Annotated in this window: 10 protein-coding genes; 2 read left to right on the top strand and 8 right to left on the bottom strand. The window is 60.9% G+C overall.

From position 1 onward, the window contains the following. The 8 genes from EV662_RS15930 to EV662_RS15890 all read right to left on the bottom strand — a co-directional run. Window positions 1–1113: ATP-dependent nuclease (locus tag EV662_RS15930; protein WP_165915622.1), on the bottom strand; the 1113-nt coding region annotated here is incomplete at its 3' end. Between the two features lie 157 nt (window positions 1114–1270). Then, a complete protein-coding gene (locus EV662_RS15925) occupies window positions 1271–3271 on the bottom strand; it encodes a type IV secretory system conjugative DNA transfer family protein (RefSeq protein WP_132464668.1) in 2001 nt (666 codons plus the stop codon). 8 nt (window positions 3272–3279) lie between these two features. Further along, window positions 3280–5613 (bottom strand): relaxase/mobilization nuclease domain-containing protein, encoded by a 2334-nt coding sequence (locus EV662_RS15920; protein WP_132464659.1) that lies wholly within the window; start codon window positions 5611–5613, stop codon window positions 3280–3282. Continuing rightward, the gene (locus tag EV662_RS15915) at window positions 5600–6193 is read right to left on the bottom strand and encodes a helix-turn-helix domain-containing protein (protein WP_132464656.1); all 594 of its coding nucleotides are present in this window, start codon (window positions 6191–6193) and stop codon (window positions 5600–5602) included. Before EV662_RS15915 ends, EV662_RS15920 begins: the two co-directional genes overlap by 14 nt. A 558-nt stretch (window positions 6194–6751) precedes the next feature. Further along, window positions 6752–6958 carry a hypothetical protein gene (locus EV662_RS15910; RefSeq protein WP_007120662.1) on the bottom strand — a complete coding sequence of 69 codons (207 nt, stop codon included), beginning with the start codon at window positions 6956–6958 and terminating at the stop codon, window positions 6752–6754. A gap of 539 nt (window positions 6959–7497) precedes the next feature. Continuing rightward, window positions 7498–8427, bottom strand: a complete 930-nt coding sequence (locus EV662_RS15900; protein ID WP_132464650.1) for a DUF2493 domain-containing protein — start codon at window positions 8425–8427, stop codon at window positions 7498–7500. Window positions 8428–9020: 593 nt separating this feature from the next. Continuing rightward, a complete protein-coding gene (locus EV662_RS15895) occupies window positions 9021–9506 on the bottom strand; it encodes a PIN domain-containing protein (protein WP_085818119.1) in 486 nt (161 codons plus the stop codon). Between the two features lie 7 nt (window positions 9507–9513). Beyond that, complete coding sequence (locus tag EV662_RS15890; protein ID WP_085818120.1) at window positions 9514–10575, bottom strand: helix-turn-helix domain-containing protein; 1062 nt, start codon at window positions 10573–10575, stop codon at window positions 9514–9516. Between the two features lie 285 nt (window positions 10576–10860). On the opposite strand from EV662_RS15890, the gene EV662_RS15885 reads away from it, so the two are divergent. Continuing rightward, window positions 10861–11847 (top strand): CBASS cGAMP-activated phospholipase, encoded by a 987-nt coding sequence (locus EV662_RS15885; RefSeq protein ID WP_085818121.1) that lies wholly within the window; start codon window positions 10861–10863, stop codon window positions 11845–11847. Next, window positions 11844–13043 carry a nucleotidyltransferase domain-containing protein gene (locus tag EV662_RS15880; RefSeq protein ID WP_132464647.1) on the top strand — a complete coding sequence of 400 codons (1200 nt, stop codon included), beginning with the start codon at window positions 11844–11846 and terminating at the stop codon, window positions 13041–13043. The genes EV662_RS15885 and EV662_RS15880 overlap by 4 nt, the downstream gene beginning before the upstream one ends. Window positions 13044–13047 lie beyond the last annotated feature (4 nt).

Genomic DNA, 13047 nt, shown 5'->3' with positions numbered 1-13047 from the left:
AGCTATCACCGCGACACGTGATAAGAACGTTTCAGGGTCGTTTTTTTGCTGTTTGCCAACTAACTCAGACGGGAGTGAGCCCAGGCGACCGGAACTGTCCATGTACCACAAGTGTGCTTCTGGCGCTGCGGCTATCGCAATTGGGCTGTGCGTCGTAACGAACTTCTGGCCGTCTTGCCCGATAAGATCGGCGAGGAACTGTCGTAGACGATATGGCTCAAGCCCGCGTTCTATCTCATCTACGGTGATGAAAGAGGGCGCATTGGTATTGGCAGCCCCGATTTCAAGGCTGGCCAGACGCCTAGTTCCGGCTCCCCAGCTCGATAGCGGAAGTTGTGTGTCCTCAGACTTCTGGGCCAGCAAACAGACAAGTGCACCGATCGATACGCCCCTGGAACTCGTCAATCCGATCGACACACCACCAGGTAGGGCTTTTTCTCCGAACTTGGCATCAAGCGCCGCGAGCGCTTCCTTTGCCTCGTCCGAAAGTTCGTCCTGAAGATTGATGTCGGCGACCTGCTTTCCTATGCGGGAGCGCAAGGACGGATCGCCAATATGTCGATCCAGAGCAGACCCGTAGACCAATCTGAGGTCCTTATCGTTTCGGTCATCACTTGGGAGAGAAACTAATCCGATCTGTCTTCGGAGCCCTACGGAAAAACGGATCGTGTTTCCGTCAGGCTGAACGATTTCCCACAAGGTTTCTTGCTGATCGTTTGCTGTGAACCGAAATATATAAACCTCGTCGTTCTCGCCGTTCTCTTCATCATTGTTTGGAGCAACGGCTTCCTTCCCATCCCAATGCCAAGGATAGGCCATGTTTGGCTGGGTGTTGATATCGATCTCATCTCCTATGCGGACTACCGCCTCGATCGTAAAACTGGTAGCGGTTTCCCTCATCCAGTAGTCTGTCTCGGAAACGTTGAAAGAGCTGGATGGAGAGAAAAGAAGGTCAACGGCCTCTAGCACCGTTGTCTTTCCTGAGTCGCCGCCCCCTAAGATGAAGTTCATTCCCGCGGAGGGGAGCCAATCAAGTTCTCGAACACCTCGGAAATTTCTAATTGCAAGCTTAAGAATGCTCGATGACATGATGATATCGCGTTTCCAAAACAACCTTCGGCCTAGTGTGCACCCATCCAATAGGTCGCACAACTGAAAGCGGAAGTCCCCTTATGCAAAGGTCCGCTATCACTGAGCGAACGCCGAAACTTCGCATCCGCGGCGAAGGTCCGCTCCCCGCCGTCCCTGAAAGATGGCGATGCACACCACGCTATCGAGCAACCAGCTTTTCGACATCCCCCTCTCGCAGCATCGCTTCCATATCGTCCAAGCCATCAACGGCAGAGCGCATCTGCGCCTCATCATCCACCCCCACTGTCTCGGCATCCGCAAGCTGTCCCCCAAAATCCATCTCCATCTGGCGCTGTTCCTCGGCGATAACGGCTTGAACGACAGGCGCGGTCTTCTTTGGAACTACATCAGATTGCCCTGACGGTTGACCGTCAACGCCCTCGCGTGCCCGCTCCACATCAGCTTCAGAACCACGGGGGCCGTCCGGTGGCGGTGTCATCGGCATGGCGCGCATGCTCAGCGGCAGCGTGCCCTGCGACCCACCTCCCCCCGGTTCCGGGAACGGCAACTCGCCCGTCTGCGCCGCGTGGATCGCCTTGAACAGCCGATCGTCAAAATACTGGATTCTCTTCGCACGTACGGGCATCTGCGCATCGATGACCATGACGATCTCGTCGAGCGGCAGGCGGCGCGCCTCGTCTTCGGGGAGCAGAGAGCTCTCTTCGGTCCGTGTGGATTGGCTTCGGCCCTCGAAGGGGTTTTTGCCGATGGATTGCGACCGCGTGACGACAGTCTTGGTGGTCTTGCCGACCGCCTTGCTCAACTCCTCGACGGTCTTCTCGTCAGAAGGCGTCAGATAGAGCTTCACGCCCGCGTTGCCCTGCAGGGCGCGGCGGGTGTTTTCGCCGTAGATTTCATCGAGGGCAGGGATGGTTTGGGTGACAACTGCCAAATGTCCACGATAGGTCCGCAGGGTCTCTATGCTCTCGACCACGATAGGCATTTTGCCCAAGCGATTGAACTCATCGAGCATGATCATGACGGGCCACGGCTCGTCTGGCCCTGGATCCTTTTCCTGCATGGCCGAGAGGAGATCGGAGAAGAAGAGGCGGATCAGCGGCGCCAGCGGCTTCACCATAAGTGGCTGGACCACGAGATAGACCGAGAAGGGTTTCTTGCGGATCGTCCGGAAATCAAAATCCGACACCGCCGTCGCCTCGTCGATGGCAGGGTTCTGCCATTGGTCGAGCCCCGAGGTCATCAGGAGCGAGACATAGGAGGTCAGCGTGTCGTTATTGGTCGAAGCGAGCCGCGTGAAGATCAGTTTGGCCGCCCTGTTGTCGACCTCGTGACCCCGCGCGAAATACTCCTTCTGCTTGTTCCCGCCCGAGGCCGCGATGCGGTAGACTTCGCCCAGGGTCGGACGTTTGCGCTGGAACGCCAACAGGCCTGCTGCCACGAAGAGATCGATCCCGCCTTTAAGGAGGCCCTGCACCCGGTCATTGTCGCTTTGCAGAAAGAGCGTCGCGAGGAGTTGCAGTTCCATCTGCTGGCGCGCGGGATCTTTCAGCTCAAAGATGCGCAGGAGCGGGTTGTAGCGATGCGTGCGCTTGCCCTCCCAATCGGTGGGGGCAAAGCGATAAACCTTGTCGCCCTGGGCTGCGCGGTGCCGCGCCGTGGCCTCGAAACATTCCCCCTTCACATCGAGCGTCACTGCGGAGCCCTGCCAGGTCAGCAGGTTCGGAATGACAAAGCCCGTGGTCTTGCCGCGACCCGTGGGAGCCACGATCAGCGCATGCGGGAAGACCTTGGAGCAAATGTATTTCGCGCGGGATTTAGGATTGCCGAGTTTGCCGAGGATGAATCCGGTCCCTGGCTCTCCAAAAAAACCGTTTGCCTTCATTTCGCGCGCGCTCTGCCAATGGGTCTGGCCAAACCGTGTCAGGGCGGATCCCGAGAGAGCAAGGCTCAGCATCAAGCCAGCTGCGGCGAAGCTGCCGATGATCAGGTGGATGAGTTGGGCATCCTCTGGGCGGCGATCGAGGATCGCCAGATAGTTCTGCGCGATATAGGCAAAGTCGATTTCGGCCCCGAATCCCAGATCCTGGTATGTCAGCACCGCCGAGGCGATGGTGTATCCTATGGCGGCGGTCACCAGCGTTACCAGCAAAACGCCGGTGGCGATCCGCGCTTTTCCCATGGCGGCGCTCAATGGACCTGTCCCCGCTCGGTTTCGCCATCCACGTCTGTCGTGCGGTGTTTTTCGTATTCGGCGTCGGCGAGTTCATCGACCACCTGGCGCAAGGCGTCCGTGTTAGCCGTCGCGGCATCAGATTGCAGGTAGACCTTGGCGACGTAGAGCCGGTCGAGACGGTCCTCGAGAACCTTGTCCAGCGCATCGGCATCGCCGGATGTGAGGCGACCCAATTGGCGTTCATCCAGCACCCGCGCGATCTCCTCGCGGAAGGCGCCCCGCTCCGCCTCGGTCTCGAAGGGCGCGGACAGCTCCCCGGCCCGTTCATGATCCAGAACACGCGCAATCTCGTCTGCGAGGCGGTCGGTACGGTCAGTCTGCGGCGCCGTTTCATCGCGGGTGGCTAGACGTTCGTCACGCGTGCCAACCCCAAGCCCCTCGCGCAACTCGTTGTCGCGGCGAACCTGATTGATGGCCTCCGTGTCGCGTATCTCGACGACGGCTGCATAAGTCGCGCCGAGCCCACGGGCGAGGTGGGAGGGCATGTCCGGATAGCGCGCGCGCAAGTCATCTGCGACAGCATCCGCAACAGGTGTGCGGAGATCGCGTCCCTCCATGATGCGGTCGACTTCGCGGGTGATCGCACTGGCGCGGGCTACATCGGTGATGGTCTCCCGGTAGGGCTCAGACCGGTCGATCACATCGCCAGGGCGTGCGAGCAGCTCCGCATGTGCCTCGAGATACGCGCGCTGCTCCGCCTCGATCCGGCGCTCTGCCCTTGAGACCACCTCCCAATCCCGGTCCTCGATCTGCTGCGCTGTCAGGCCGTCGGCGCGCATCTCCTGACGGATTGTCCCTTCCATCGCCCGGACCGCGTCCCGGTGATAATGGAACCGCTCGCTGACCGGTTCCGCTTCCATGACGCCATCCCGGCGCAGCACGTTCTCGCGCTCCAACAGCGTGCCAAGTTCCACATGCACGTCATTGAGAATGTCGCGCGCCTGTTCCAGATCGGCGCGGCGTTCGAGGTTCAGATCGCGCGCCTCGGCCACCTTGGAGAGATCATCGGCGATCCATTGATGTTCGAGCGCGGCACTCGAGGCCCTGGTTTCGATCCGGGCCACCACTTCCGATGTGCTGATCCCGGTTCCGCGCAGCGCGGTGTCTATGCGCGACCGCAAGTCCGGCTCGGCCAGACGGTCCAGCCGGCTGGCGTCGATATTGGCCTCAGAATAGATCCCGCCTTCCGAGGGCGCCTCTGACAACGTGCTCGAACGCAATCCGAGCGGCTGCATGTGCTGGACCTGCGTCTGGATCTCGATGAGGCGCTTTTCCAGCACGGGACGCTCCGCATCGGACTTCTCGGCGATCATGCCCTGTACCCGCGCGAGCTTCTCCGCATAGAGGCTTCTCAGATCCTCGAAGCTTTGATCCTCGGCCATATACACATCTCCTGTTCGGTCCACCTGTCCGCCGCGCGCCAGCACCTCGCCCGCGCGGAAGAGTGCCGCCGCAATATCCTCGCGGGCCTCCCGGGAAGCTTCTGCAGCAAGCGAGTGGTAGACGGTTCTGGTATTGGCGATCTCCGCGAGCGTACGCGTCAGGTCGGCCCCCACGCGTTCGCGCTCGCGGGGCGCGCGGCCCTCTTCTTTCGCCGCATAGACCTCGCGGGTAGTGGCGGGGTAATGCACGACACCGCGATCCACCCGGCGCGTGGCTTCCAGGCGCACGCCGTACTTCTCCGCCTCCTCGACCATGGCGAGGCGGAAGTCGTCATAGTTGAAGCGGTGGTTGCGCCCCAGAAAGAAGAACTCGCCTTCCTGCGAGCGGCGGTTCAGCACCAGATGCGCATGGGGGTGATCGCGGTCTTCATGCACCGCGATAATGTAGTCGAAATGCCCCGCGTCGGTCTGGAAGAACCGCTCGGCCACATCCGTCGCGATGTCGCGCACATCCTCCCCGCGCGTGCCGATGGGGAACGACATGAGCATATGGGTCGTCTGTCCAAGCTTGGGCTTGAAGCCCGCATCCCACCGCTTGGCAAAACGCTCGGTGAGGTCCTTGATGTCCTTCGCTTCGAGCTTCGCCTTGCCATCGAAGAACCCGCTGCTGTCCACGATATGGGTGGACTTGGTGGTGAGGTACTCGAGCTGGTTTGTGAGCTGTGATTTGGTATGCGTACCGCCGCCCCGGATCGCCTTGAAGACGGCTGGCCGATGCCCTGCCGCCGCGCGCACAAGCTGGCTCTGCTTGGCGACATGCAGCCCCTGCATCGAGCCCCGGATCCGGCTCCAGCCGTCCCGGAAAACCTCGCCCGTGACGGCATCGACAGCATCATTCAGCCGCATGCGCAAACTCCCTCAGCGCGGCCGTGGCCTCGAGCTGCATCGCGTCGCGACGGCGGCGCAGGAGCAGATCGATCTCGTCAGCGGAGTCGAGGATGAACCGCGCCAGTCCGCGCATCTGCGCGAGGCGCAATTCGGAGAACTCCGCACGCGTGCCACCATTAGCCCCCTGCCCCATCTGGTTGGCCCGCGTCATCTGCTTGGCGATCTGCGCGACCCCATTGCCGACCTCGTGCAGAGAGGCGCGGTAACGCGCCATTTCGGCCGCCATCTGCGCGTCCGGAACGAACACCCCGCCTGCCGCCTGAATGAGCCGCCGCAGACCCTCGGCCCGACTCTCGATCCCGGCCGCGGCCAGCACCGCGTCGAGGGCTGCCAGCTCCGCGGTCGTCACCTTCACACTGACAGCGGAGACCGGAATTGCGGCATCCGTCTGGCGCTCGGCATCGGCTTTCAAGACATAGCGCACGGCCCGTGATGTGACCTGGAAACGCTCAGCCAGCTCAGACGTCGACACACCCTCCGCGGCCTCGCGGACGATCTGCATCTTCTCGATCTCTGTCAGGCGTTTTGTTCGGGACATGCGGAAGAAAGACCCCCTATTTCCTGCCACCTTCCACCAAGGCTGCCTTACCTTACGATAATATACCTAACTGTCAATTATATACTTACGTTGCATTCAGCCCCGGGCAGCCTTGGTGTCCGCTTCCCCCGCGGCCCACAGGGACGCGGGCCTGCCCCCTCACCACCAGCACAGCCTCCAACTTCGGCGTCCCCCTTCCCCAGCCCCGCCCGAGGGTCTGGCCGAACACGCATGTGTTCGGACCGAACCGCGGGCGGGTGCAAACCCCTCCGACAGGGCGGACAGGCAGGGTCAAGGAGGGCCAGATTTGGCTCCGCCAAATCTCCGCCGCAAAAACCGGGAGGCCCTGGCCGATAGGTTTTTGCGGATGGCCCCCTTGAGGCTGACTGGCCGGTCTGTCCCGGCCTAATTCTTCCGAGCGGCGATCGTCCGTTGAGCGCGCAGCGACCGGCACCAAGAGGAGGTCACCTCGGGCGATCTGACCGCCGGACCCGGCATCCCTGGAACAGGGATCGGGCCGCCCCAGGATCGTCGGGCGGCCCATCCTCGTCAGAGGATTTAGTCCTGGGGATCTTTCGCGCTCGGCGGGAACATCACCAGCTCCGAGACCGCGACCGGGAAATCGAGCTTGAGGCTGAAGAACTCCGAGCCATCCCCGTTGCGGGTGTTGCGGAACATGGCGCCCACGCGTTGAAAGCGGGTGCGCTCCTGGCCATCGGTATCGGTGAACTTGACGGGGACTGTGGCGACGTAGTGGTTGGTCATTTGGGCTACTCCTTGTTGCGATGGGGATCACCCAGCACGGGGGCAAGAGGCCCGGTCGCAAGCGCAAATGCGGAGGGTCCGCGGCTCCGCCGTGGAAGCCGTATTTGTGCTTGCCGAAGCGTCAGCTGAGGGCACGAACGGGCCGACCCCGTGCGATCCACATGCATAGCAAAAAGGAGGGACCCGAATGACCTATGCCGTCACGAAGTCGCCACCATCCGCGTCCACGTCCTGCCGAACCTGGCCGGGGTGCCGATGACACCCGCCCGCGTGGATGCGATGTTCCGAAACACCACCCGAGGGACCCGCAAGTCTTCAGCCTCAAGTGGGACGTCTCGACCCCTCGCGTCTTGCGCTGCTGACGATGTGAGTGAGGTGCGCATCATCCCGAGCCCATACCGCCGCGGGTGGGGTGCACTCTGACGGAATGGGTAGAGCGATGACAGTGCCGGCCGCCGCTGCCTGTCGATCTTGCATGACCGATCGCACGCGCCCTGAGACATAACGAAAGGGCCGCGCCAAGCGCGACCCCCTTCTCTTCAATCCTGCGACCCATTCTTCGCCGGGTCCGCAACCCGCATGACCGTCAGACCTTTCGCTTCCGCTTTCTGCCCGAGGTTCAGTGCGACTCCGTTGCCACCGAAGAGCACAACCCCCGCCGCCGCGAACTTGTCGTCCAGCATTTCGTCGTTGCACTTGAACGGTGCCGCCCGCCCGTGTGCGGACCAGCGCGGATCGAAGCGCGCCTGCGCGACACCGCGTGCCCGGGCCCACCGAGCTGCAATCATCTCCGCCCCATGCTTGCCACCCTTGTGGCAGAGGAAGATCTCCTGATTGCGGTTCTGCTTGATCCGCTCCCGAACCTTGTCGAGCGTGTTGAAGATCAAATCGACATCGGTCCAGTCGGTGGCGCCCGAGACAATCAGGGGCACGCCCTCGACTTTCGACTTCGCCGCCGTCTCCCGGTCATGCTGCTCCAGCAGTTGCTGGGCCTCGAAGACGGCACCCGTCTCTTGCGCCCGGACGCTTGCGCGCGACCCGGCTGCCGGGATGAAGGCGTGGCCGGTCTCGATCTCGTAGCATTCCGCCGCAGCCTCGCTCATCACCTCTATGGCGCCGACAATCTCGCGCAGCTGCAGAAAGCGCGCCTGCGCCTCTTCGAGCGCGGTCTCGGCGATCTCTGATCCGTCGTGGGATTTTGCCAGCGCGCCGATCTTGTCGGCGGTGCGGTCGACCTCCTTGCTGAGTGCCACCTTGCGCCGCTGCAGGATTGTCGCGAGCCCATGGGCCAGCGGTTCGATTTCTGCCTCGAGCCCGGTTCCGCGCAGCGGACCGAGCAGAGCCTCAAAGCTCTCGCGGATGATGCGGTCGGTCAGGATGTGATCTTCCGGGATCGGCAACTGTGCGTCCTTCTCGGTCAGTCCGAAAAGCTCGATGGTCTCGTAGGTGTTTGCGGTGTCGTAAGCCATGTCTGGTCTCCAGTGTTCGTTTGTGGAGCCACCACGTGAGTGTGGGGGCATGGCCGAATGCCTGGTTTCCGAATCTGCCCGGGTCAGGGACGGCGCAGCCGCCGGCTTGCCGGGCGCAAAAGTTTTCCGCGCGCAGCACCCGACACATGCGCGCGCTCACGCACGGGACCGCCCCACACTACATGCCCAGCCCTCGCCGAAAAGTTTTGCGATCCTTGACGCGGGCTGATTTGGGGGCCATCCGGAGGATATGCTTCCACGCTCATGTGTGTGTGTTTTGACGGTAGGTTTGCCCGACCCGAGCAGGCAAACGGCGCGACCGGACGCGGGAGACGGATGAAGCGGCGGGATCGTTTTGCCCCGCAAAACAGACCAAAGCGCAATCCGGCGGAGCGGCCGAGGAGGGGCGTGCTCGCGAGGCGGGCAAACCGGGGGCCTGGGTGCAACGCCGCGGTGAGGCCGCATGGCCGAATGCGCGACGGACCGAAGGGCCGTTCTCCACTGCGACACGCGAAGCCGAGCTGGGGAGGCCGCAAGGCTAAAGCGAAGAAGAGCTTCGCAACAATTTCCTTCCAGCAAGCCGAATAAACAAGCTAGTATCTCGCAAGGCGCCTATTGATTTCCCTAATGGGAAGTCTGCATCTCGGGTGATCACGAACCGCCTCGAGGCCCGACTTGAGGAGGACGGTCGAACAAACCTCGTGACGTTCCATCTCATCGAAGACCCACAGGACGCCGTGCATCGCGATTTCTTGGCGCTCTGCCTCAACCCTGAGCGCTCCATCGCCGGTAAGGAGAACCCAGCCCCTCTCAGCCGCGAGGCAAAATGCAAAGACATCTGGCGTCGATAGCATAGCTTTCGCCCGCTTCAGCTCAGTCGCGCGTGTGGTTTCTTCTGGCGTAAGCTCCTCCACTCTCAGTCCCAGATCGATCAGATCAGGGCCCATCCACTCAAGGAGTTCCGCTTCATAAAGAATATCTGGAACAACGAAATCATAGGGGAGGTCAAAGAGCCTCGCGGTCAGCGAGGCTCTCTCGATGTCGATCAGGACAGAAGTATCAGAAACAAGAACTTGCACACAGCGACTATGCCATGTGGTCCAAACGTTCTTCCAGTTCTTTTACTCGTATTTCGAGAAGCTCAGCTGCGCGAGACAACCCAATCAACCCCTCGGAGAGGGCACGAAAACACAACCTTTGAAAACGGTCCGGTTCTTCTCGTTCCCAAGGAATGGAATTCGGCTCCTCGAACGGCTCATCCCGCCAACCTCGTTGCTTATAGACCTTAAAGAGGCGCGCAAATGTTGCCTGGTTGATGATCTCCAAATCCTTGCATCGATACGTCAGCGCCTGAATGCTAACGCCAAAACGATCCTTCAGACTAATGAGCTCACCAATGCTTATGTCAGTTCTGCGGGCACCAATCTCCTGCCGAAGCACTTCTGCCGGAACGAGGAATGCGCCAGCAAATCGATTTGCGGCGCGTTCTGAATCGCACCCTTCGGCGACCCTAAGAACCATGTGGCCCAGTTCGTGAGCCAAACTGAAGCGCTTCCGCTCAGACCAGGTCTTCTTCTTGATCATGATAACACGTGCGGAGTGATGCTCTTTTCGACGGACTTTGGCCGCAAGGCCATCAATCCGATCAACGTCCAGAGACAACACCTTTATCCCGTGCTCCTCGAGGAGTTCGGCAAGCATTGGAATCGGGTCATGACCAAGCTGCCAAGATGCACGCATGTTGCGAGCCGCGTCCTCGGCATCACGAACATCGGTCACCCAGTAGGGCGCTTCATGCGGGGCATCCCATTCCTGACTCGAAAGATTCAGCAAGCTTTCGACAGCCAGGTACTTTTCAACCATATTGAGCGTCTTGGCTTCGATCGTCGCGATCTCCTTGGCTGACGAACTGGCTGACTTGCGAAACTCAACGCCCTCCAACTCAAGCTCGTCATCGCTCAGCAGGAAATCAACAGAGACCTCGAGTGCTCGGGCAAGACTCAGCAGCACGCCCGATCCGGGCATGTCTTCATTGCGCTCGTACTTGCCTATGGCTTGAGCGGACACCTTGTTCTCCATGGCATCGGAAAGCGCACGGAGCGAAAGGCCAGATGCCGCCCGGGCTCCTTTGAGTCTATTGCCAATCATAACGTCCTCCCAGTGGGTGGTTTACATTTCACCCATATGATTGATATTTTGTAAACTGCAACGCTTGAAAGCGCGGCTTTTTGTCCCTATTTTGTAACACGAGGCCAAAAGGAAGGCAAATTTGTAAACCGCCCAATCGCCCCAAGAGGCGTTAGACAGGCAACGAAGCGAGGAAGCAGCCATGAACATACCGTTTACGGGCGAGCTGACACCAAGGTTTCAGAGCATCGTAGGACTGCCTGATAATGGGCTGGTTGATCCAGTCTTAGAAAAGCTAGGTGCATCATGAGACGCATCCTAAGCATCGATGGTGGCGGCATCAAAGGCACCCAACCCGCGGCTTTCCTGGCGGGTTTGGAAGAAGATCTTGATGAGCCGATTGGCCGCTACTTCGACCTGATTGCGGGAACGTCAACCGGGGGTATTCTCGCGATCGGCCTTGCCCTCGGCATCCCGGCCAAAACCCTCCTCGAACTCTACGAAAATCGCGGGCCGACGATTTTCGGGCAAGCGGGGGACAACAGCTGGTTCGGGCGAAAGGCTCGGGACGCGCGTGCCGCCTTGCGTCACCTGGTCAAGCCGAAGCACGATGCATCGACGCTTCGGGACGAACTCCATGCCGTCCTTGGCGACAAGCTCATCGGCGAAGCTGAGACCCGGTTGCTGATCCCGGCCTGGGATGCCGACCAGCGCAGCGTCTACATCTACAAGACGTCGCATCATCCGCGGCTCACTAAGGATTACCGGAAGCCGGCCCTCGACGCCGCGATGGCGACGTCGGCCGCTCCAACCTATTTCGCGCGTCACAAGACGGTGGATGATGTCGGGCTTCTCGATGGTGGCACCTGGTGCAACAATCCGGTGGGCGTCGCGACCGTCGAAGCGATCTCGATGCTCGGCTGGTCTCCGCAGGAATTGCACATCCTGAGCCTCGGCTGTGTCGACGAGGTCTACATGCTGCCTGAATCCCCTGGCAAGGCCGGTCTCGGGTTGAAGGCCCTCAGTCTTCTCATGGACGGGCAATCCCGTGGAGCGCTCGGCATTGCCCGTCATCTGACAGGCGATCCGCACGACCGGACGGCTGTTCACCGGTATTCGCCGAGCGTGCCGGAGGGTTTCTTTTCCCTCGACGACACCACCAAGATCCAGAGGCTCAAGGGGCTTGGCGCCTCGAGTGCCCGGCATGCGAGCCCCACACTGACCCCCATCTTCTTCCAGCAACCTGCCGAGCCGTTCGTGCCCGTGCATCAACTCGAACGGAACGCCGCATGAACCAGATCTTCTCGCACCCCCTCACCGATACCGCCATTCAGCGGCGGGCGCAGGTCTTCACGATCCTTGAAGAAATCTGCCAGGAGCTGGAATGGACCCAGACCCAGTTCGAGAAGGCGCGTACCAGTTACGAAGCCGTCGCAGACTGGTTGGCCGGATCGAGCGACCCGATGCTTGCTTCCCTCCATGTCTACCTGCACGGCTCCGGCGCACTCGGCACCTCGATCAAACCGATCGGGCGCGACGAGTTCGATGTCGACCTGATCAGCTTCATCCTCGGCCTCGGCCCGGAAATCGCACCGGCACGCCTGAAGGCCGCGATCGGCAAGCGCCTGCGCGAGCACGCCTACTATGCCTCTATCCTGGAAGAAAAGAAGCGCTGCTGGCGCCTGAACTACGCCGGCGATTTTCACCTCGACATCTCCCCGACCATTGCCAACCCGAACTGCATGAACGGCGGTGAGCTGGTACCCGATCGCAAGCTTCGGGATTGGCACGCGACGAATCCTCGGGCCTATCGGACCCTTTTCGACGAAAGGGCGGCCCTAGTCCCGCAGATGACGCAGTCGATCATCGCGGCGCAGCGCGATGCGGCGACGACCGAGCCTTTCCCGGTACGTCAGTCCGTCAAGGGCATTCTGCGGCGGACCGTGCAACTCCTAAAGCGTCACCGGGATCTGGAATTCCTGCATGTTCAGGAGGAGATCGCACCGATCTCGATCATCATCACGACCTTGGCCATGCGATCCTATGAGATGTGCGTCAGGCGCCACGTTTTCGCAGACGAACTCCAGGTGTTGATCGACACGATCCGCCTGATGCCGGTCTTCATCGAGCGGCCCCTAGTAAATGGCCGTCAGATCTACGCGGTCTGGAACGAGACCACCGAAGGTGAAAATTTTGCCGAGCGTTGGAATGAAGAACCCGCGCGGGTCGAAGCCTTCTACAAGTGGCACAGCAAGGCGCTTGCGGATTTCGAATCCCTGCGTGACCTCGTTGGCCTCGACGCGATTGTAGGCTCCATGAAGGACAGCCTGGGTGACAAACTTGTTGCCCGGACCATGAACCGGCGGATGGATGCGCTGAACGAGGGGCGAAAGACGGGGGCACTCGTGCTTGGTGCGGGTGTTGGCCTGACCACCCAAAAATCGGCCGCGTCGACGCCCGTTCCCAAGAACGAGTTTTTCGGGGACTAAGCGC

The organism is Rhodovulum marinum (assembly GCF_004343075.1).
Taxonomy (GTDB): Bacteria; Pseudomonadota; Alphaproteobacteria; order Rhodobacterales; family Rhodobacteraceae; genus Rhodovulum; species Rhodovulum marinum.
The sequence above is the reverse complement of the archived record's forward strand: the minus strand, read 5'-3'. Positions and strand labels throughout refer to the sequence as shown.

Bases quoted from the DNA above. Each gene is read 5' to 3' on its own strand.
- EV662_RS15925 (WP_132464668.1), bottom strand. From the start codon at position 3,271: ATGGGAAAAGCGCGGATCGCCACCGGCGTTTTGCTGGTAACGCTGGTG.
- EV662_RS15920 (WP_132464659.1), bottom strand. From the start codon at position 5,613: ATGCGGCTGAATGATGCTGTCGATGCCGTCACGGGCGAGGTTTTCCGG.
- EV662_RS15915 (WP_132464656.1), bottom strand. From the start codon at position 6,193: ATGTCCCGAACAAAACGCCTGACAGAGATCGAGAAGATGCAGATCGTC.
- EV662_RS15910 (WP_007120662.1), bottom strand. From the start codon at position 6,958: ATGACCAACCACTACGTCGCCACAGTCCCCGTCAAGTTCACCGATACC.
- EV662_RS15900 (WP_132464650.1), bottom strand. From the start codon at position 8,427: ATGGCTTACGACACCGCAAACACCTACGAGACCATCGAGCTTTTCGGA.
- EV662_RS15890 (WP_085818120.1), bottom strand. From the start codon at position 10,575: ATGATTGGCAATAGACTCAAAGGAGCCCGGGCGGCATCTGGCCTTTCG.
- EV662_RS15885 (WP_085818121.1), top strand. From the start codon at position 10,861: ATGAGACGCATCCTAAGCATCGATGGTGGCGGCATCAAAGGCACCCAA.
- EV662_RS15880 (WP_132464647.1), top strand. From the start codon at position 11,844: ATGAACCAGATCTTCTCGCACCCCCTCACCGATACCGCCATTCAGCGG.